The organism is Ideonella sp. WA131b, from assembly GCA_023657425.1.
In the GTDB taxonomy this organism is placed as follows: Bacteria; Pseudomonadota; Gammaproteobacteria; order Burkholderiales; family Burkholderiaceae_C; genus Rubrivivax.
The window spans coordinates 454,799-475,546 of record JAGTJW010000001.1; the positions used below are offsets into that span (position 1 = coordinate 454,799).

General features: G+C 70.0%; 17 protein-coding genes. 9 read left to right on the top strand and 8 right to left on the bottom strand.

Features of this window, described 5'->3' with window-relative positions:
* Positions 1 to 3 precede the first annotated feature (3 nt).
* From KA711_02170 to KA711_02185, 4 genes are all read left to right on the top strand, one after another.
* A complete protein-coding gene (locus KA711_02170; protein ID MCM0607790.1) occupies positions 4 to 1,170 on the top strand; it encodes an acyl-CoA dehydrogenase family protein in 1,167 nt (388 codons plus the stop codon).
* Positions 1,171 to 1,298: 128 nt separating this feature from the next.
* Positions 1,299 to 2,468, top strand: a complete 1,170-nt coding sequence (locus KA711_02175) for an IS4 family transposase (protein MCM0607791.1) — start codon at positions 1,299 to 1,301, stop codon at positions 2,466 to 2,468.
* A gap of 832 nt (positions 2,469 to 3,300) precedes the next feature.
* Complete coding sequence (locus tag KA711_02180) at positions 3,301 to 3,714, top strand: RidA family protein (GenBank protein MCM0607792.1); 414 nt, start codon at positions 3,301 to 3,303, stop codon at positions 3,712 to 3,714.
* A 23-nt stretch (positions 3,715 to 3,737) separates the two neighbouring features.
* Entirely contained in the window at positions 3,738 to 4,913 is a 1,176-nt protein-coding gene (locus KA711_02185) for an acyl-CoA dehydrogenase (protein MCM0607793.1), read from the top strand.
* A 39-nt stretch (positions 4,914 to 4,952) separates the two neighbouring features.
* On the opposite strand, the gene KA711_02190 is transcribed toward KA711_02185, so the two are convergent.
* The 3 genes from KA711_02190 to KA711_02200 form a co-directional block, all read right to left on the bottom strand.
* Positions 4,953 to 5,417, bottom strand: a complete 465-nt coding sequence (locus KA711_02190; GenBank protein ID MCM0607794.1) for a GNAT family N-acetyltransferase — start codon at positions 5,415 to 5,417, stop codon at positions 4,953 to 4,955.
* 149 nt (positions 5,418 to 5,566) lie between these two features.
* Entirely contained in the window at positions 5,567 to 6,028 is a 462-nt protein-coding gene (locus KA711_02195) for a GNAT family N-acetyltransferase (GenBank protein ID MCM0607795.1), read from the bottom strand.
* Between the two features lie 18 nt (positions 6,029 to 6,046).
* Positions 6,047 to 9,439 carry an AAA family ATPase gene (locus KA711_02200; GenBank protein MCM0607796.1) on the bottom strand — a complete coding sequence of 1,131 codons (3,393 nt, stop codon included), beginning with the start codon at positions 9,437 to 9,439 and terminating at the stop codon, positions 6,047 to 6,049.
* A gap of 120 nt (positions 9,440 to 9,559) precedes the next feature.
* Here KA711_02200 and KA711_02205 point away from each other — a divergent pair, with 120 nt between their 5' ends.
* Positions 9,560 to 10,894 (top strand): hypothetical protein, encoded by a 1,335-nt coding sequence (locus tag KA711_02205; GenBank protein ID MCM0607797.1) that lies wholly within the window; start codon positions 9,560 to 9,562, stop codon positions 10,892 to 10,894.
* Between the two features lie 372 nt (positions 10,895 to 11,266).
* On the opposite strand, the gene KA711_02210 is transcribed toward KA711_02205, so the two are convergent.
* Positions 11,267 to 11,407 (bottom strand): hypothetical protein, encoded by a 141-nt coding sequence (locus KA711_02210; GenBank protein MCM0607798.1) that lies wholly within the window; start codon positions 11,405 to 11,407, stop codon positions 11,267 to 11,269.
* 81 nt (positions 11,408 to 11,488) lie between these two features.
* Between KA711_02210 and KA711_02215 the strand changes: the two genes are divergently transcribed.
* The 3 genes from KA711_02215 (at position 11,489) to KA711_02225 (ending at position 16,025) form a co-directional block, all read left to right on the top strand.
* On the top strand, positions 11,489 to 12,454 hold the full coding sequence (locus tag KA711_02215; protein MCM0607799.1) for an AraC family transcriptional regulator: 966 nt from the start codon (positions 11,489 to 11,491) through the stop codon (positions 12,452 to 12,454).
* Positions 12,455 to 12,606: 152 nt separating this feature from the next.
* A complete protein-coding gene (locus KA711_02220; GenBank protein ID MCM0607800.1) occupies positions 12,607 to 14,835 on the top strand; it encodes a TonB-dependent receptor in 2,229 nt (742 codons plus the stop codon).
* Positions 14,832 to 16,025 (top strand): beta-lactamase family protein, encoded by a 1,194-nt coding sequence (locus tag KA711_02225; GenBank protein MCM0607801.1) that lies wholly within the window; start codon positions 14,832 to 14,834, stop codon positions 16,023 to 16,025. The genes KA711_02220 and KA711_02225 overlap by 4 nt, the downstream gene beginning before the upstream one ends.
* A 269-nt stretch (positions 16,026 to 16,294) precedes the next feature.
* Here KA711_02225 and lipB read toward each other — a convergent pair whose 3' ends face one another.
* Genes lipB through KA711_02240 form a run of 3 tightly spaced genes read right to left on the bottom strand, consistent with a single transcriptional unit; the run spans position 16,295 to position 17,837 of the window.
* Positions 16,295 to 16,975 (bottom strand): lipoyl(octanoyl) transferase LipB, encoded by a 681-nt coding sequence (gene lipB, locus KA711_02230; protein ID MCM0607802.1) that lies wholly within the window; start codon positions 16,973 to 16,975, stop codon positions 16,295 to 16,297.
* Positions 16,972 to 17,475: a hypothetical protein gene (locus KA711_02235; GenBank protein MCM0607803.1), complete on the bottom strand. Its 504-nt coding sequence runs from the start codon at positions 17,473 to 17,475 to the stop codon at positions 16,972 to 16,974. Before KA711_02235 ends, lipB begins: the two co-directional genes overlap by 4 nt.
* Positions 17,472 to 17,837 carry a hypothetical protein gene (locus tag KA711_02240; GenBank protein ID MCM0607804.1) on the bottom strand — a complete coding sequence of 122 codons (366 nt, stop codon included), beginning with the start codon at positions 17,835 to 17,837 and terminating at the stop codon, positions 17,472 to 17,474. Before KA711_02240 ends, KA711_02235 begins: the two co-directional genes overlap by 4 nt.
* A 40-nt stretch (positions 17,838 to 17,877) precedes the next feature.
* Here KA711_02240 and KA711_02245 point away from each other — a divergent pair, with 40 nt between their 5' ends.
* Positions 17,878 to 18,792, top strand: a complete 915-nt coding sequence (locus KA711_02245; GenBank protein MCM0607805.1) for a LysR family transcriptional regulator — start codon at positions 17,878 to 17,880, stop codon at positions 18,790 to 18,792.
* 79 nt (positions 18,793 to 18,871) lie between these two features.
* Here KA711_02245 and KA711_02250 read toward each other — a convergent pair whose 3' ends face one another.
* Positions 18,872 to 20,608, bottom strand: a complete 1,737-nt coding sequence (locus KA711_02250; GenBank protein ID MCM0607806.1) for an IS1634 family transposase — start codon at positions 20,606 to 20,608, stop codon at positions 18,872 to 18,874.
* Positions 20,609 to 20,748 lie beyond the last annotated feature (140 nt).

Consider the following 20,748-nt stretch of genomic DNA (forward strand, 5'->3'; position numbering starts at 1 on the left):
TCGGTGAGCCTGGCCCACCTGCACTGGCCCTTCTTCGAGCCGCGCCACCGCGAGTTCGCGCAGGCCCTCGACGCCTGGGCCGCCACGCACGTGCGCGATCGGCATGGCGACGATGTGGACGCCACCTGCCGCGCGCTGGTGCGCGAACTGGGCGCCGCGGGCTGGCTGCAGCATGCGGTCGCCCGGCACGATGGCGACCATCTCGACACCCGGCTGCTGTGCCTGACGCGCGAGGTGCTGGCGCGCCACGAGGGCCTGGCCGATTTCGCCTTCGCGATGCAAGGCCTGGGCTCGGGCGCGATCTCGCTGGCCGGCACGCCCGCGCAGCGCGCGCGCTGGCTGCCGGCCGTGGCGCGCGGCGAGTGCATCACCGCCTTCGCGCTGAGCGAGCCCGAGGCCGGCTCCGACGTGGCCGCGATGCAGTGCGCCGCGCGCATCGAGGGCGATCACGCCGTGATCGACGGCGAGAAGACCTGGATCAGCAACGGCGGCATCGCCGACCTCTACATCGTGTTCTGCCGCACGGGCGAGGCGCCGGGCAGCCGCGGCATCAGCGCCTTCGTGGTCGAGGCCGGCACGCCGGGCTTGGAGATCGCCGAGCGCATCGAGGTGATCGCGCCGCACCCGCTGGCGCGGCTGCGCTTTGCGGGCTGCCGCGTGCCGGTGGCGCAGCGCATCGGCGCCGCCGGCGAAGGCTTCAAGATCGCGATGCGCACGCTGGACGTGTTCCGCACCAGCGTGGCCGCCGCCGCGCTGGGCTTCGCGCGGCGTGCGTTGGAAGAAGGCCTGACGCGCGCGAAGGCGCGCCCGATGTTCGGCCAGCAGCTCGCCGACTTCCAGCTCACGCAGGCCAAGCTCGCCCAGATGGCCCTCACCATCGACAGCGCGGCGCTGCTCACCTACCGCGCCGCCTGGGAGCGCGACCAGGGCTTGAACGTCACGCGCGCTGCCGCCATGGCCAAACTCGCGGCCACCGAGGGCGCGCAGCAGGTCATCGACGCCGCGGTGCAGCTGTTCGGCGGCCTGGGCGTGACACGGGGGCAGATCGTCGAGCAGCTCTACCGTGAGATCCGCTCGCTGCGCATCTACGAAGGCGCGACGGAAGTCCAGCAACTGATCATCGGCCGCGACTTGTTGAACCCTAAGGGCCCATCACTACTGTCCGGTTAAATGACTTGCACCGAGCCTGAGATCAAGCATTGGTGCGGGCTGTAGGCCGATTTTGTTTGGTGCCGATTTGAACTTCGTTTCTGTAAAACCGCGTACTTTCCCGGGCTTGACTGCCTCTGGGGAAGCGCGTGCATATCGGCAAGACCTTGTTTGCTCAGGTCATGGAGTTCGTTCCATGGACCAGCTTCGCGCGCATCGTGCAGCGCCATGGAGGCAACGCGGGCGTGCGCACGCTGTCGTGCGCCGAGCAGTTCCGCGCCATGGCCTTCGCGCAATTGACTTGGCGCGAAAGCTTGCGCGACATCGAGGCCAGTCTGTCGGCGAATGCCGGCAAGCTGTATGCGATGGGCTTTCGTTCGGCGGTCAAGCGCTCCACGCTGGCCGACGCCAACGAATCGCGCGACTGGCGCATCTGGTCGGACTTGGCCGCCTTGTTGATCCGGCGTGCACGCACGCTGTATGCGAACGATTCGCTCGGCGTCGATCTGGACAACACGGTGTATGCGCTGGACTCCAGCACCATCGATCTGTGCCTGAATTTGTTCGACTGGGCGCCGTTTCGCTCGACCAAGGCCGCCATCAAGCTGCACACGCTGCTGGACCTGCGCGGCGCGATTCCCGCGTTCATCCACATCAGCGACGGCAAGCTGCACGACGTGAACGTGCTGGACATGCTGGCCTTCGAGCCTGGCGCGTTCTACGTGATGGATCGCGGCTATGTCGACTTCGCACGGTTGTATGCGTTGCATCAGGCCGGCGCCTTCTTCGTCACGCGCGCCAAGTCGCCGATGGACGCCAGGCGTGTCTACTCGGCTGCGACCGATCGCAGCACCGGCATCATCAGCGACCAGCAGGTCATGCTCAACGGCCACTACTCGGCCAAAAAGTATCCCGAGCACCTGCGGCGTGTTCGATTCAAGGACCCCGAGACGGGCAAGACGCTGATCTTCCTGACCAACAACACGGCCTTGCCGGCGCTGACGATTGCCTCGTTGTACAAGAGTCGCTGGCAGGTCGAGTTGTTCTTCAAATGGATCAAGCAGCATCTGCGCATCAAGAAGTTTCTCGGCAACAGCGAGAACGCGGTGAAGACGCAGGTGTGGTGCGCCGTGGCCACCTACGTGCTCATCGCCATCGTCAAGAAGGAGCTTCAACTCGATGCCTCGCTCTACACATGTCTACAGATCTTGTCGGTGTCGGTCTTCGAGAAAACCGAGGTTTCATGCGCCTTGCAGGCCGATGCGTCCCAGACCGACATGCCCGACGCCGCTAACCAATTGAATTTGTTCGACTTTTAACCGGACAGTAGTGAGGGCCCATGAGCATGCATCGCAGAGCAGTTCCGTTCGGGCTGAGCCTGCCGAAGCCCCGGCACCACCTAACCGCGCTTCGACAAACTCAGCGCGAACGGGGGAGGGTTCCGTTCGGGCTGAGCCTGTCGAAGCGCCAGCCCCACCTAACCGCGCTTCGACAAGCTCAGCGCGAACGGGGGAGGGTTCCGTTCGGGCTGAGCCTGTCGAAGCCCCAGCACCACCCAACAGCGCTTCGACAAGCTCAGCGCGAACGGAGGAGGGTTCCGCTCGGGCTTTGCCTGTCGAAGCCCCAGCACCACCCAACCGCGCTTCGACAAACTCAGCGCGAACGGGGGAGGGTTCCGTTCGGGCTGAGCCTGTCGAAGCCCCAGCACCACCCAACAGCGCTTCGACAAGCTCAGCGCGAACGGAGGAGGGTTCCGCTCGGGCTTTGCCTGTCGAAGCCCCAGCACCACCCAACCGCGCTTCGACAAGCTCAGCGCGAACGGGGGAGGGTTCCGTTCGGGCTGAGCCTGTCGAAGCCCCAACCCCACCCAACGGCGCTTCGACAAACTCAGCGCGAACGGGGGAGGGTTCCGTTCGGGCTGAGCCTGTCGAAGCGCCAGCCCCACCCAACAGCGCTTCGACAAGCTCAGCGCGAACGGGAGAGGGTTCCGCTCGGGCTGAGCCTGCCGAAGCCCCAGCACCACCCAACGGCGCTTCGACAAACTCAGCGCGAACGGGAGAGGGTTCCGTTCGGGCTGAGCCTGTCGAAGCCCCTCGCAGGTGCTTCGACGGGCTCAGCCCGAACAGGCGCTTTCTGCCCAAGAGGCCCTCGATGAGCAAACAGATCTTGCAACCCACGCACTGGGCGCGCCCCAAGGGCTACGCCAATGGCGTGGCGGCCTCTGGCACGCAGGTCTTCGTGGCCGGCATGATCGGCTGGGACGCACAGGGCCGCTTCCACAGCGACGACCTCGTGGCGCAGGTGCGGCAGGCGCTGCTCAACGTGGTCGAGGTGCTGGCTGCGGGCGGCACCCGCCCCGAGCACATCACCCGCATGACCTGGTACCTGACCGACAAGCGCGAGTACGCCGCCCGGGCGCGCGAGATCGGCGCCGTGTTCCGCGAGCTCATCGGCGACTTCGGCATCGCGATGACGGCGGTGCAGGTGGCCGCGCTGATCGAAGACCGCGCGTTGGTCGAGATCGAGGTCACGGCCGTGGTCGGCCCCGACCCCAACCAGGCTTGAACTCTTTTTCCAAGGACATCACCATGGCCAAGGCCTCATTCCGCTGGGACGACCCGCTGCTGCTCGACCAGCAGCTCAGCGACGACGAACGCGCCGTGCGCGACGCCGCGGCGGCCTACTGCACCGACCGCCTCGCGACGCGGGTGCTCGAGGCCTTCCGCACCGAGACCACCGACCCGGCCATCTTCCGCGAGATGGGCGAGCTCGGCCTGCTCGGCGCCACCATCCCCGAACAGTACGGCGGTGCCGGCCTGAACTACGTGTGCTACGGGCTGGTGGCGCGCGAGGTCGAGCGCGTGGACAGCGGCTACCGCAGCATGATGAGCGTGCAGAGCTCGCTGGTGATGCTGCCCATCTTCGAGTTCGGCACCGAGGCGCAGCGCCAGAAGTACCTGCCCAAGCTGGCGCGTGGCGAGTGGATCGGCTGCTTCGGCCTGACCGAGCCCAACCACGGCTCCGATCCCGGCAGCATGGTGACGCGCGCCAAGGCCGTGCCGGGGGGCTACAGCCTCACGGGCAGCAAGATGTGGATCAGCAACTCGCCCTTTGCCGACGTGTTCGTGGTGTGGGCGAAGGACGATGCCGGCGCCATCCGCGGCTTCGTGCTCGACAAGGGCATGAAGGGCTTGAGCGCGCCGCCCATCAAGGGCAAGGTCGGCCTGCGCGCCAGCCTCACCGGCGAGATCGTCATGGACGGCGTGTTCGTGCCCGAGGAGAACGCCTTCCCCGAGGTGCGCGGCCTGAAGGGCCCCTTCACCTGCCTGAACAGCGCGCGCTACGGCATCGCCTGGGGCGCGCTCGGCGCGGCCGAGGACTGCTACGCCCGCGCCCGCCAGTACGTGCTCGACCGCCAGCAGTTCGGCAAGCCGCTGGCCGCGAACCAGCTGATCCAGAAGAAGCTGGCCGACATGGCCACCGACATCAGCCTGGGTCTGCAGGGCTGCCTGCGCCTGGGCCGCATGAAGGACGAGGGCATCGCCTCGGTCGAGGCCACAAGCATCCTCAAGCGCAACAGCTGCGGCAAGGCGCTCGACATCGCCCGCACCGCGCGCGACATGATGGGTGGCAACGGCATCTCCGACGAATACGGCGTGGCGCGTCACCTCGTCAACCTCGAGGTGGTGAACACCTACGAGGGCACGCACGACATCCACGCGCTGATCCTGGGGCGCGCCATCACTGGCGTCGCGGCGTTCTGACGGGCGGCGGGCGAGGCGGGGCGGCAGCGGCCACCGGGTTCATGCCGCCCCGCGCTCGAGGACGACATCGGTGCAGGCCTCGCCCTTGACGACCGTGGCTTTGCGCCGCACTTCCGCAAAGCCCAAGCGCGCGAGCGGGCGCAAGCTGGCGGCGTTGCGGCTGTCGCTCACCGCGCGCAGGCAGCGCGCGCCCGGCAGGCCGATGTCACCCACCAGTGCGTCGTCCGCGCTGCGGGCGATGGCCAGCTGCAGCCACGCGCCCTCGGGCCAGGCGGCGGGCGCGGCCATCTCTGCCAGAAAGGCCGCGGCCTGCTCCGGGCTGATCGGTGCCCAACCCTGGAAGCGCGCGACCTCCGGGTCGCTGCGGTAGGCCAGGAAGGCCTGCAGGTCGCTGCGGCGCAGCGCCCGCAGGCGCACGGGCCCCGCGTCCGGCAGGCTCAGCCGGTCTTGTGTCAGCAGGGCGCAGAACGTGGACGCTGCGCTGATGGATGGCGTCGAGCGCATCGGCAGATTTTGTGCGGCGACGACGCCCATCGAGACGCTGTCGCTGAGACGGTGGCGCAACCCAAGGCCGGCGTGCGGCGCCGTGCTGCAGTCGCTCGGGATGGCGGTGACCTGCCTTCGGAATGGTGCGCACGCCAGAAACGACGGCGTCACCAGGGCCGATCGCGCCCGGACCAGGCCACGCGCTGGAACGGCCAGGCCGCGGCCAACCACGCGCGGCAGGTGGCGGAGAGCCGTTCTTCCAGTCCGCTGGCGACGCGGTCACTGCGCGCCCAGCAGCAGCCTTCGGCGTCGAAGCCCTCGGGCTCGCTCGGGTCGAGGCAGCAGCAGCCCCGCATCGTGCGCTGATCGGGCGTGAGCACGGCCCAGCTGCACGAGCGGCGCAGCTGGAACTCCTTCTGGTGCCAGCCCAGGTCCACCAGGTCCTGCATCAGCGACAGGTCTTCGCGTGGCCAGCCCCAGCCGGGGCCGAACAGCTGCCACAGCCGCTCGCGGCTGCTCATCACGGCGTCGTAGTCGAGCACGACGTGGTCCACGCGCAGCGGCGTGAGCACGAACTCGCTGGTGGCAGGCGGCTCGGGGACCTGGAACTCGCGGGGCAGAAAAGGCATGGTCACTCCTGGGGTGGCTCAAGCACGGGGAACGGCCACGCTGCCGGCCAGCGCGCGATGCAGCGGGTGCCCGTGCAGCCAGGCGTCGCGGTGCGCGGCCGTGGGCAGTGACGCGGCCGCCTCCACGAGCCACGCACGGCCGCCTGCCAGGGCTGCATCGGCCTGCGCAGGGGCCCGGGCGGCGCGCAGCACGGCGGCGGCGTCGATCCACACCGCCGCCAGTTCGTCGATCCACGGGTCGACACATTCGAGCCCTTCGAGCGCCCGGCAGGCGTGATCGATGGCTCGGTCGTGCGCCAAGGCGGCCAGGGCCGAGCGCGCTGCGATCAGGCGCGCGCGGCGCGCCAGCGGCCCGAGCCCGCGCTCGCTCAGCTCGGCCAGCAGGTCTTCGGCCTGCGGCGGGGCCGGCGTGGTGAGAGCCGCCGCCAGCACGCGCCGCCGGCAGCCCATCACGCCGTGATCGGCGGGCCAGCGCTCGGCCATGGCCGCGATGGCGCGGCGCGTGGCGACGGCCGTGCCGGCTTGCCGCCCATGCAGGAAGGCGAACCAGCCCTCGCTGACCGGCAGGCCCGCCTCGGCGGCTTCGTCGAAACGCCCCAGCGACCACAGACCCAGCGCGCGCGCCGCGGCCACTTCGGCTTCATCGTCCAGCGGGGCCTCGCCGCGTTCGGCGTCCAGCGCCTGCAGCGCGGCCAGCGTCAGCCCCGGCTGGCCCGCCGCCGTGTGGGCCAGCACCTGCACGGCCCAGCCGTGCAAGCGGAAACTGCGGCCAAAACCGCCGGCCTGCACCGCTTGCTGGCCGGCCACCGCGGCGGCCACCGCAGCCTGGGTATCGCCCAGCAGCATCGCATGGCGCACCTGCTGGCTCGTGACGTTGACGACCGCGCCATGGTCACCGAAGCCGTCGGCCAGCAGGCGGGCCTCGGTCAGGTCGGCGCGGGCCTGCAATGGCCGGCCCAACCAGTTCCAGCAGGTGCCCACCGACAGCCGGAACGGCTGCCGCGCACGCGCCGACCCGGCCTCGCAGCGGGCCCGCAACTGCTCGCACAAGGCGGCCGTGACATCGGGCTGCGGGCTGTACGGCAGGGCCGCCATGCAGGCCCACAAGGCCGCTGCTGCGCGCTCGGGGGACAACGCGTCAGGATGCTGCTGCAGGTCGGCAGCCAGCGCCTGGGCATGGGTGGCGGCGTCGGCCAGGCGCTGGCCGTTGGTCAGCACCACCACCCGGCTGGCCTGCAGTTCCAGGCGGTCGTTCGCGGTGGCGGCCGCTTCGAGCCCGCGATCCAGCGCCGCCAAGGCCGCCGGGTACGCACTCACGGCCGTCCACCAGCGTGCCGCTTGCAGCCAGACCGAGGCGAGACTGGGGTTCTCGCCGCCCACCGCCTGTGAACCGGCGAACCGCGCCCCTTCGCGCGGGCGGCGCGCCAGGCCCACGGCGGCGGCCTCGTAGTGGCGGGCGGCGTCGCCCAGCTGCCAGCGGTCGCGAGCGTGGTGCGCGGCCGCCAGGTGCCAGGGCACGGCCTCCACCTCGGCACCGGCCTGTTGCAGATGCCAGGCGATGCGCGAAGGCGCGCCGCCATGGACGCGCAGGTGGTCGGCCACGAGCTGGTGCAGCGGTTGCACCAGCGCCGTCGGCACAGCCGCGCGCGCCGCCTCGGCCACCAGGTCGTGGCTGAAGCGTGTGCCCTCGAGCACCTGGGCCGCCTCCAGTTCGGCAAACAAGGGCGCCAGCGCCAGCGCCGCACGGCCCATGGCCGACGCAGCCAGCGCCAGCGAGAAGTCTTCCTGCGCCAGCGCGGCCAGCTGCGCCAGCTGCAGCGCGTCGGGCGTCAGGCGCTCCAGCCGCTGGCGCAGCGACTCCTTCAAGGTGGCCGGTATCACCAGCGGCTGCCCGGGCTGCCAGGCCTGCAGGCCGTTCAGCCACAGCGCCTTGACCGACTCGAGCACGAAGGCCGGGTTGCCGCCGACGCGGCCGTGCAGGGCCGGGGCCAGCGTCGCGGGGTCGATGGCGCCGGTGTCCAGCCCCTGCAGCGGCAGGCTGTGCAGCAACGCCTGCACGTCGGGCGCCGACAGCGGCTCCAGATCGATGCGCAGGCCGAGCCGGCTGCCGCTCAGCATCGCCACCAGCGCGGCCGCGGCGGGCCGCAGCTCGTCGGCCCGGCAGCCGAACAGCGGCAAGGCCGCGCTGTCGGGTGGCTGTGCCAGCCAGCCACCCACGACAACGGCGATGGCCTCCATGCTCAGGTCGTCGGCGAACTGCAAGTCGTCGACGGCCACCAGGCGCATGCCCTGGGCGTGGCAGGCGAGCATCGTGCGCGCCACCGAGGCGAGCACGCGGCGGTGCTCCAGCGCAGACTTCAGCGAAGCCCCGCGCGCCGGGCCACCCGGCAACAGCAGCGCGATGTCGGCACGGGTGCCGCTGTCCAGCACCGGCGCAAAGCGTTCGACCGCCGCCGTCACCAGCCGCGAAGCCACGATGCCGGGCTGCAGCTCGTCGCCGGGCCGCGCGCCGACCACGATGGCCGGCTCCATCGCGGCCGCGGCCTGCGCCAGCAGCCGGCTCTTGCCGATGCCGCACGGCCCGGCCAGCACCACGCCGCGGCCGAGCGCGAAGGCCCGTGCGATCTCGTCCAGCACGCCGTCACGGCCCACCAGTTGCGGCGGGCGCCGCAGCGCGGCCGGCAGCGTGGCCGCGGCCAGGGCCCGGCGGGCCTGCGCGGTGGCCGCCTGTTGCTGCCCGGCGGCTTCGGCGGCCAACACCAGGCGGCCCAGTTCGTTGGTGGCGGCACTCGGGCCGATGCCGTAGGCCACGCGCAACGCGTCGCGGCAGTCGTCCCAGGCCGTCACGGCCGGGGCCCGGTCGCCGCGCAGGTAGAAGACTTCCATGCGCAGCCGGTGCGCGTCTTCGACGGCGTTGTCGGTGGCCAGCACCGCTTCGGCCGCGGCGAGCGCGGCGTCCCAGTCGCCGGCATCGCGGTGCTCGCGGGCGCGGGCCAGCAGCAGGCGGCGCCGCTCGCGCTCGGCGGCCTCGCGGCGCGTGGCCAGCCATTCCGCGAAGCCCGGCGCGTCGTCGAACTCCAGCGGGCCGAGCAGCCGGGTGGCCTCGGGCCCGACCTCGCGTGCGACGTCGGCGCCGGCCACGTCGACATTGAGGGCCAGACGGAGCACACCGTCCGCCTCGGCCAGCACATCGCCCGCGGCCCGCTTCAGGCGCGCGAGGGTCTGGCGCAGGTTGGCGCGCGCCTTGGTCTCGTCGCCACCGGGCCACAGCAGGCCGGCCAGGCGCGCGCGCGGACTCGGCCCTTCGAGGTGCAGCCAGGCCAGCAGGCCGGCCTCGCGCGCCGACAAGAGCAGGTCGGGTCGCCCGGGCTCCAGAAGCCTTGGGACACCGTGGAGCTGGAGGGTGGGCACGGCGCGTGGCGGTCGTTCGGCCCCCGCTTTGTACCGCAGGCCGGCGCCGGTCACGGCTGCGTCACGCCGCCCTGGCGACAGTGCGCACCCCACCGACCCGACGTCCCCGCAGAACCGATCATGAAGCCGTACACGCCGAACCCGAGCCGCCGCCACCTGCTGGCCGCGGCCTCGCTGGGCACGCTGCTGGCCGCCTGCGGTGGCGGCGAAGACGCACCGCAGACCGACCGCCCTGTGATCGACGAGTTCGCCCTGGCATCGCCCGCCCTGGTCGGCGCCGCGGCCAGCCTGCGCGTGCGCTTTCGCGGCGGCAGCGGCCGCATCGAGCCCGGCCTCGCCACGGTCACCCCGGGCAGCACCATCCAGACGCCGGTGCTGGCCGGCACGCAGCGCTACCGGCTCGTCGTCAGCCAGCCGGGCGCCGCCGATGCGGTGGCCGAACTGACGGTCGAGCCCGGCTGGCGCAACCGCCTGCGCAGCTTCGAGGCGCCGGCGATGACCGGCCACGGCGTCGCCGCACTGGCGGACGGGGCCGCGCTGGTCTTGGGGGGTTCGCGGGGCACGGGCGTGCTGTCGTCGGCCATCGAGCGCTTCGACCCCGTGGCGCAGACCCTCAGCACGCTGGGCCAGATGTTGACCGGTCGCAGCGAGATGAGCACCGTGGCGCTGGGCGACGGCCAGGTGCTGGTGTTCGGTGGCAGCACCTCGACCGTGCAGCCGCCCTTTGCCGAGATCGTCGACGCCCGCACGGGTGCCACGCGCCACGGCGGCGGGATGATGCTGCCGCGCGCCCAGCACGCCACCGTGCGCCTGGCCGACGGCCGTGTGGCCGCGGTGGGCGGCAGCAACCGCAACAGCATCGAGCTGTGGACGCCGGCCACCAACACCTGGTCGCGGGCGGGCAACCGCATGGCGCACGTGCGCCAACACGCCACCGCAAGCCTGCTGCCCGACGGCCGCGTGCTCATCGTCGGCGGCTACACCGAGGGCTCGGGCTACGTCTTCGCCGAACTGTTCGACCCCGCCAACCAGACCTTCACACCCGTGGCCAACGCGCCGGCCGAGCGCCGCTGGCTGCACGCGGCGCTGACGCTGGCCGATGGCAGCGTGCTCGTCGTCGGCGGCGAAAACGACGGCGGTGCACTCGGCAACGTGTGGCGCTACGAGCCGGCCACGGCGCGCTTTGTCGCCCAGCCGCCGCTGGCGGCGCCGCGCAGCATCGTGCGTGCCGTCACCGGGCCCGGTGACGAGGTGCTGATGTACGGCGGTGAACAGGAGCCGGACGTCGGCCTGGCCACCGGTGCCGGCTGGCGCGCCGGCACGCCGCGCGAGCTGCCCGCGATGCCCGCGCCACGCGCCTGGCACAGCCTGACGCGCTTGTCCGATGGCCGCCTGCTGATGCTTGGCGGACAGCAGCGCGGCAGTTTCGTCACCGGCGGCCTGATGTTCGACTGAAGCCTGCCTTGGTGAAGCGACGCGTTCTGTGCCGTTGAATCAGGGCACCAGGCGCCGCACCAGAGGCCGGCCGACAGGGCCACCGACATGAGCTTCGGCCTGCAGGGCTGCCTGCGCCTGGGACGACGGCGTGCGCAGCACTGCTGGCGCACAGGAGCTGAATGCGTTCGGTCGCTGCCGGCCAGGAGCGGCCCTTCACCGACGACAGCTGTGCGGCGCTGTATCCGATGCGCAAGACATGAATCGCGAGCTGACCTGCCTGCCGGTCGCTTCATCTCGACCAAACTGCGACCCACCGCCCTTCGAGCCAGCTGGGTGTCAGCGCCTTGAGACCCCGGGGAACAACGTGCATCATCGTGATGTGTTGGCCGCTCAGTTGTCGGCCAGCGCGACTTCGACAGGATCTGCAGTCTGCACCGGTCCCTGATCGCAGACCTTGTCGACGGCCGCGATGGCCGTGATGGTCGGCTGGGTGTCAGCTGCGGCCGACCAGCACTTGCGCAAGGTCGTCATGAGGCTCCCAAGCGGCGCGGCCGGTGAGCCGGCACACCTGCAAGGGACATTGCCATGGATTCGCATCGACAAGCGCCCCGCATGACCAACGCCTCGTCACTGTCTTCGCCGTCTTCGCGATTCGTCGATCTCATTCAGACGAAGGTACCGGCAAGGGCCGAGCAATTCATGGCGCAGTTGTACGGCGAGCACGCGTTGAGGTTGAGCGACAGCACCGCGCTCGACATGCGCATGCAGGGTTTCCAACTGGCTGGGCTTCATGTCGCGCGGTTGATCTATGGCGCGCCTGCCTTTGCCAGCATGACCCAGGCGCATCCCGGCTGGGTCTTCTCTTTCCTGGAGTCCGGCCGGGTGGCCCGTGTGGCGGGTGGCCGCGTATTCGGACCGGGCGAGGCTTCGATGTTGGCGCCCGACCGCCTGCACGAGCTCGAGATGTCGGCTGACATGCAACTGCTGAACCTGCGAGTGAGCGATGCCGACATGCAGCAGGCGTGCACCGACCTGGCCGGTGGCGAGCGCATGGCGGACTTCCGTTTCGTCGACGCCGTGCCGAGCGGCCACGCCGCGGGGCTCGCGCTGTGCCGCGCAGTGCAGGCATTGGCCGAACTGCCCGTCTATGGTGCCGGGGCCGAGCGGTTGGAACGCGCATTGAAGGAGTGCGTGCTCTTCGAACTGCTGGTGGCCTGGCCCAACAGTTGGAGCACCAGCCTGGCCGATGGCGAAGCCCTGCCGCAGAGCGCGCGCCGTGCGCGCGACTACATGCACGAGCATCTGGCCGACCAGCCGACCTTGTCGGAGCTGGCGCGCGTGGCCGGTGTCAGCGTGCGTGCGCTGACCCGAAGCTTCGAACGTCACGTCGGCGTGCCTCCCATGCGGTACCTGAACCGGCTGCGTCTCGACCGCGTTCATCTGGAACTGCAGCAAGCAGAGGCCCGCAGCGTCACCGAAGTGGCCATGCGCTGGGGGTTTGGGCACATGGGCAGCTTTGCTGCGGCCTATCGCGAGCGATTCGGCGTGCTGCCGTCCTTCACATTCAAGCGACGCTGACGTCCGGCGCAAGCGCCCCTGCTCGCAGGCTCGTGGTTTGCCCTGAGGGTTCCGTCTTTCGACAGAAGGGTTCCACGATGTGATAGACGCTGCACGCGCTCGCCTCAAGACTGTCCCTCGGCAACGACGCATTGCCGCCTCAGGAGACAGTCATGAAGACCAGCACCTTCGCGCTTTCGCGCGTGACACTCGCCATCTGCTCGTTGGCCTGCAGCAGCGGAGTCTGGGCCCAGGCTGCAGCACCGGCCGACACCATCACGCGCGTGGAGATCACGGCCGAGAAGCGCCTGACCACGCTGGACACCACACCCGCAGCCGTAACGGCCCTGAGCGGGCAGCGCCTGGCCGAACAAGGCGTCGCCGGCCTGGCCGACGCCGTGGCGCTGGTGCCCAACATGAGCTTCACCACGGGCTATGCGGGCGCGTCACAGGTCTTCATCCGCGGCATTGGCAACGTGTTCTTCACGGCCGGCGGCGACCCCGGAGTGGCCATGTATGCCGACGGCAGCTACCTGTCCGACGCCACCAGCACCAACATCGCCCTGTTCGACCTGCAGCGCATGGAAGTGTTGCGCGGGCCGCAGGGTGCGCTCTATGGGCGCAACGCCACGGGCGGCGCGGTCAATCTCGTCTCGGCTGCACCCACTTCCGAGTTCAGGGCTCAGTTCGGCGCGCTGGTGGGTGACTACGGCCGGCGCGAGAGCGAAGGCTTCGTGTCGGGCCCGCTGGGCGGCAGCGGCCTGGGCGCTCGGCTGTCCTACCAGATCAAGAACCTGGACGGCTTCACCCGCAACACCGAGGCCGGGCGTGCCTCGGGCCCAGTGCTGGCGGGAGGCCCCGACACGGTGGGCGCCAAGGCACTGGACGACCTGGGCTCGCGCGCCGTGCGCCTGCAGCTGGGTGGCGACCTGGGCGCCGTCGGCAGCTTGCGCGTCATCGGCAACGTCTACCGCCAGAAGGACGATGGTCCCGCCAACAAGCTGCTGGTCGACCCGGTGATGATCTCGCAGCTGCTGTACGGCGCCACGCCCAGCACCGACCCGCGCACCGTGAAGAGCCAGGGCTCCAGCAACCGCGTCGACGTCGACGGCCTGCAGCTGCTGTACGACCTGCCGCTGGGTGGCAACACGCTGAGCGTCGTGGCCGGCACGCGGCGCAGCAAGGCCGAGATGTTCTGGGACGGCGACACCACCGAGGCGCTGACCGCCAGCACCCGCTTCCAGACCCTCAGCACCGACAAGAGCATCGACGTGCACCTGGGCTCCGGCGAGGGCACCGTGCAGTGGCTGGTAGGCGCCACCTGGCTGCAGTTCGACCAGCGCCAGGACATCCGCGTGCAGACGCAGATTCCGCTGGGCTTTCTCGTGCCCGGCCAGCCGGTGACGGTGCCGTTTCCTGGCGGCGCAGAGTTCCTGCTCGGCGGCGACGTGCGCACGCGCTCCACCGCGATCTACGGCGACCTGCGCTGGCGCATGACGAAGCAGCTCTCGCTGCTGGCCGGCCTGCGCACCAGCCGCGACACCAAGACGGCCGACGAGTACCAGACCGTGGCCGCCTTCGGCATCAACGGCGCCGCCCGGCCCGAGGGCCGCTGGTCCAGCACGCCCGGCAGCGTGGGCCTCGAATACCAACTGGCCAAGGACATGCTGCTCTACACACGCGCCTCGCGCGGGTTCAAGTCCGGCGCCATCAACGTCGGCGGCTTGCAGGGCGACCCCGTGCGACCAGAGACGGTGACGAGCCTGGAGCTGGGCTTCAAGAGCGCCTTCCTGGGCAACCGCGGCGCCTTCAGCGGTGCGCTCTTCAGCAGCCGCTACAAGGACATGCAGGTCTCGCAGGTGGGCCTGGCCTCGGCCATCCTGACCAACGCCTCGGCGGCCAAGATCAACGGCGCCGAGCTTGAGTTGGCCTTGCGGCCGGTGCGCGAGCTGACCCTGGGCCTGAACCTGGGGCTGCTGGACCCGACCTACACCGACTTCGAGAACGTGGACCTGCGCAACGCACCGGGCACGCGCGTGAACGTGTCGGGCAGGCAACTGGCGCAGGTGTCGCGCGCCCAGGCCTCGCTGAACGCGGAGTGGAGCCAGCCGGTGGGCAGCTACACGGTCTCGATCCGATCCGACTACACCTGGCGCGACAAGTTCTACTTCACCGAGTTCAACACGCCCGACGCCATGCAGTCGGCCTACGGGCTGCTGAACCTCTCGGCCTCGCTGCGCCCCACCGGCGGTGGCTGGAAGGTCTACGGCTACGTGCGAAACGTCGGCGACAAGGCCGCGCTGACGAGCATGAACATCTCCTCGCCGGTGCTGGGCTCGGCCCGGCAAGTGGGCTACACGCCGCCGCGGCACGTGGGTCTGGGCGTGAGCCTCGACCTGTGAACACGCCACTGGACATGGGCGCCGCCGCTCCGGTTCAAGGCCGCTGCGACCCCGGCTTCGAGCCGCTGCGTGACCTGTTCGCCCAGCGCCTGGCGCAGGGCCCGGACCAGGACCTGGGTGCCTCGCTGGCGGTCTACGTCGAGGGCGAGCCGGTGCTGGACCTGTGGGGTGGTTGGTGCGACGAGGCCCAGACCTGCCACTGGGCCGCCGACACGCTGGTCAACGTCTGGTCCACCACCAAGACGATGACTTCGCTGGCCGCGCTGCTGCTGATCGACCGCGGCGTGCTCGACCCCGACAAGCCGGTGGCTCACTGGTGGCCGGCGTTCGCCGCGGAAGGCAAGAGTCAGGTCACGCTAGGCCAGGTGATGAGCCACACCTCGGGGGTTTCCGGCTGGAACGCACCCATCACCCTGGAGCAGTTGTACGACCAGGAGGCTGCGGCGGCGCGCCTGGCCAGGCAGGCGCCTTGGTGGCCGCCGGGATCGGCCACCGGCTACCACGCGCTCAACTACGGCCACCTGATCGGCGAGCTGGTGCGCCGCTGCACCGGGCAGACACTGGGGCGCTTTTTCACGCAGGAGATCGCCGCTCCGCTAAAGGCTGACTTCCACATCGGCTTGGCGGACGCTGAATTCCGGCGCGTCAGTCCGGTGGTGGTGCCGCCGCCCTTGCCTTTCGACTTCAGCACGCTCGACCCGGCCAGCGTGGTGTTCAAGACCTTCACCGGGCCACTGCCCGACGCCGCCGCCGCCAACACCGTGGCCTGGCGCCGGGCTGGCATTGGCGCGGCGGGCGGCCACGGAAACGCACGATCGGTTGCGCAAATCCAATCGGTCCTGTCCAACGGTGGCCGGTCCGGCGGTGTGCAATTGCTGCGCCCTCAGACTGTGGACCGTGTGTACGAGATGCAGCACAGGGGCGTCGACCTCGTTCTGGGCGTGCCACTGAACATGGGCTTGGGGTGGGCATTGCCCGCGCCGGAAGTGGTGCCCTATGTACCCTCGGGCAGGGTGTGTTTCTGGGGCGGCTGGGGTGGCTCGATGGTCATCAACGATGCCGACCGACGCGTGACGCTCGCCTACATGATGAATCGCATGGCGCCCGGCATCATCGGTGGGCCCGTCATTGCGCAGTTGGCGGCAATGGCTTTCGGTCTTCCTGCCCTTGCTGCGCGCTCCTCCGGCTAGACCAGTTCCTGCGATGGATCCTTGCCATCGAGGGGAGGTGCCTCAGGGCGACGACGAACTTCGCCGACTGGAGCACCTGCCGATGTGCGTGGGTGTCTGGACACTCGCGGCAGCGTCAGCACAAGCGAAACGGCCGGTTCGCGGCGCCCTACTTAGGACTTAGGGGCCCGGTTGTCTGAGCAGGGTCGTCAGCTGTCATCCACGAACCTTCGCGTCCGGGCACGCTGCGCAGGCCAACCTGCAACAGCCGCTGCGGGTTGCGCAGCGTCTCAGGGCGCCAGGCGCCGCACCAGATGCCGGCCGAGCACCGGCGCCACGGCGTCCCAGCTGGCCTGCACGCCGAGTGTGGCCAGATCCACCGTGCGCAGCCCGGCGTAGCCGCAGGGGTTGATGCGCGCGAACGGCTCCAGGTCCATCGCCACGTTCAGCGCCAGGCCGTGGAAGGTGCAGTGGCGGCTGACCTTGATGCCCAGCGCCGCCACCTTGCCCAGGCCGCGCAGCGGGTCGGCATCCGGCATCACGGGCGGCAGCGCGGCGTGGCCATAGGGATCGTCGAGCCGCACGTAGATGCCCGGTGCGCCGCGCACGCGGTGGCCGGTGATGCCGGCATCGGCCAGCGTGTCCAGCAGCGCGGCCTCGATGCGGAACACGTACTCCTTGACGAAGTAGCCGAGCCGGCGCAGATCAAGCAGCGGGTAGGCCACCACCTGGCCAGGCCCGTGGTACGTGACCTGGCCGCCGCGCTCGGTGCGCAGCACCGGGATGTCGCCCGGCGCCAGCAGGTGGCCCTCCTGCCCGGCCAGGCCCTGCGTGAACACCGGCTCGTGCTCGACGAGCCAGAGCTCGTCGGGGGTGGCAGCGTCGCGCGTGGCCGTGAACGCGCGCATGGCCTCGAGCGTAGGCGCGTAGGGCTGGCGGCCCAGGGTGCGGATCGTGATCGGCGCGGTCATCGGGGGACTCTCGAGCGGCGTCCGAGCAGGCCGAAGCCCGCCTGCACCTGCACCGCCAGCAGCACCGGCAGGCAGCCGATGCGCCCGAGCAGGGCCACCAGCGCCACCAGCACCACCAGCACGCCCAGCAGCGCCAGCGAGGGCACGGTCTGCAGCAGGAGGCCGACAGCGCCGCGCAGCACGGCGCCGGCACGCGGCCTGGCTTGCGCCCACACGCCTACGCCTACGCCCACGCCCACGCCCACGCCCACGGCCACGGCCACGGCCAGCACCAACGAGCCGAACACCAGTGCCAGGTGCTCGGGCAGCAGCCGCGGCAGATCGGGGGCGAACGGGCGCCCGACGAAGCCGGGGCGGCCGGCGGCCGGCGCGGGTGTCGCCGAAGACGCCGCTGAAGACACCGCCGAAGGCGCTGCCGCCGCCTGCCGGGCCAGGAAGCCGCGCGCCACCTCGGCAAAGGGCTTGCGGTCGATCTCGGCCTCGGCGGTGAGCGCGATCATCGTGGCCTCGTCGAGAGGCCCTGCAGCTGCGCCAGTGCGCGCTGCGCGGCCTCGGGCAGGCTCTGGCGCATCAGCAGCACGGCGTCGCAGCGCGGAAAGAAGCCGCGGTCGTCACGCAGCACGCACAGGCCCAGCCGGCCGATTTGCGCGTCGGTGCTGTACACATCGATCAGGTCCACCTGCCCGCCGGCCCGCACCAGGAACGCGTGTGGCAGTCCGGTGCGCAGGCGGTTCAGCGTGGCCGGCGGCAGCCGCGCCAGACCGGAGATCGTCGCCACGGCCAAGGGCTCGGCGGCGGTCGCTGCCAGCGGCACCGTCAGCAGCGCCACGCCGCACATCAGCAGAAACAGAGAGGCAGGCACGGCGAGATTGTGTGGCAGGGTCGGCTGACAGAATGGATGCATGTCTTCTCACGTGACACTGCGCCAGTTCCGCTACTTCATTGCAGTGGCCGAGAGCGGTTCGGTGGCTGCGGCCTCGCGGCTGCTGAACATCGCGCAGAGCGCGGTCACCAAGAGCATGCAGGAGCTGGAAGACGAGCTCGGCCGCCGGCTCTTCGAGCGCAGCCCGCGCGGCATGTTGCTCACGCCCGAAGGCCATCGCTTCCTGGCCAACGCGCACAAGGTGCTGGCTACGGTGGCCGAGGCCACGCGCGAGCGCGGCGAAGGCGGTGGCGGACTCGTGGGCACGCTCGCGGTGGGCGTGACCAGCCTGGTGGCCGGCTACTACCTGAGCGAGCTCTTCAGCCGCTACCGGCGCAGTTGCCCGCGCGTGGAAGTGCTGGTGGTCGAGGACACGCCGCGTTTCCTGGAGCACCTGCTGATCAACGGCGAGCTCGACGTGGCGATGATGCTGAGCAACGCGCTCACCGAGCCGCAGGCGCTGGTGGCCGAGACGTTGACACGCAGCCCGAGCCGCGTCTGGCTGCCCTCGGACCACCCGCTGACGCAGCAGTCCGAACTGACGCTGGCCGACTGTGCCAACTGCGACCACGTGGTGCTCGAGGCCGACCGCATCGACGAGTTGATGGCCGCGGTGTGGACGCGGCTGCAGCTGCGCCGCCGGACGATCCTGCGCACCAGCTCGCTCGAAGCCGTGCGCTCGCTGGTGGGCGCCGGCGCGGGCATCGCGCTGCTGCCCGACTTTCTGTACCGGCCATGGACGCTGGACGCCGAGCACGTGGAGGTGCGGCCGCTGCGCGATGCGCTGCCCACGGTGGATGTGGGCCTGGTCTGGCGCCGCGGCAGCGGCATCAAACCCGCGGCCGCCGAGTTCATCGAGATGGCGCGCGAAGGATCGCGCAGCCGGCGGTTCTAGCCTGAAGTTCCACCGCCGCCGGCCCAGATCTCCTTTATCCATCAAGCACTTGCGATGGATTTCAGGTTTGGTTTTCTGACTACGGCTGGATGGCCTGTATGAGCGCCATGGCGCGCTGTTGGTGTGCCGTGGCGGTGGTGAGCACCTCGAAGGTCGGCGCATCGGCGCCAGCACCGGATGTGCGGCAGGTGTTGCGCACGAGAGTGGCCATCTCCGCCATCAGGGTGGCGAAGCTGTGCGCAGGCTGCGCGTCGTCGAGCGACTTCGATGCGGCCTTGCGCTGCGCCGAGGCCGAGCGTTTGGCTGGCGCTACTGGATCGCGCGTGGCTTTGGCGGCTTGGTCGGTATCGGCGAACATCAGCTCGCGCCAGGCCTCGCGCATGTGCCACTCGACGTAGAACGCCAGCATGCACAACAGGATGTGCGCGCGCACCCGGTCAGCCAAGCGGTGATGGATGGGCCGCACCTTCAGGTCCACCGTCTTCAGTGATCGGAACGCGCGCTCCACGTTGGACAGGGCTTTGTAGCTGCGCACGCAATCCGGTGCGCCCATGCGCTTGGCGTCCAGCGAGGTTCGAATGACGTACAGGCCGTCCAGCGCCGCCTCGGCGTTGATGGCGTCTTGCCTTCTCGCCCAGGCGAGTGTTGCCTCACCGATGCTCAGCTCGAAGTGCTTGGCCACCTTGTGGCGGTTGATGATCTTGCCCACCTGCACGCCGATCTTGTCCTGCCCGGTGAGTCGGCCCGCATCCACGCTGGCCTTGATCACGGCCAGCAAGGCCTCGGTGGACTGCAGCAGGCTCTCACGCTTGTGCGCCCTCAGCTTGGCCAAGGCGTCGTTGCGGCAGGCCACCAGGCGCTCGCCGGGATAGTCAGGCGAGGTGATCTCGGCCAGATTGCGCTGATCGAACAAGCCAAGTTGCAAATGGCCCTGCTCGACCAGCGAGCGGATCGAGACGCTCTTGAGCGCCGTGATCCAGTCGATCCCGCCTTGGCCGCGAAGATCGTCAATAGCCTTTTGCGACACCATGCCGCGGTCGCCCACCATCACCACCTGCGCCAGACCGAAGCGCTCGCGCACACGCCGCACGGCGGGCAGGAAGGTCAGGCTGTCCGACGTATTGCCCTCGAACACCGAGACCGCCACAGGGCAGCCACGCGCATCGGTAAGCAAGCCGTAGTTGACCTGCAGCGTGCCGGGCCGGCCATCTCGGCTGTAGCCCCGCTTGGCCAACGGGCAGGTGCTGCCCTCGAAGTAGCTCGACGACAGGTCATACAGCACCAAGGCATCCTCGCGCAGGTGGCGCGCGGCGAGCTTCTTCTCGATGGCGTCTTGGCGGGCCAGCAACCAATCCATGGCGGCATACAGATCGTTCTCGGTGGCCTCAACAACGCCGAAGTCCTCGGCCAGGGTCGAGCAGTGCCAACGCCGGGAGGTAGCCAGCTTGGTGTCGGGCTGCACGATGCGCGAGGCCACCATGGCCAGCACCAAGTCGCGTTCACGGCTGGGCTGCGACGCGACAACCGAGGCCAGCCCCAGGCGCTGCATGGCCACAGCGACGGCCTGCACGTGGCCATGGGCGCGCGAGCGCACGACCTCGAAGGCCTGGGAGGCGGGAACGAAGGTCTCGCCTTGCAGCGAGCGCCGGATGATGTCGATCAGCGCATCGGGCAGATGCGACAGGTTACCCAGGGTCTCGTTCTTGACCTTGCCGTTTTCGCGGTAGCTGCGGCGCAGCAGGTGGGTGCAGTAGACCTTGTCCTTGTACGCTCGCTTGGTGGTGACGACGTGTGCGGTTCCGGTGCGAGATGCCATGTCCGCCATTCTGGATCAATATGCGCGCAAGATCAACACAGTTTAGTGACTACACATTCAGGCACAAAAAAGGCCAAAAAGGGCCGAATTTGTGAGTCGTGACAAGCACTTGGCTACGCCACGCCTTAAGTCAGGGTGCG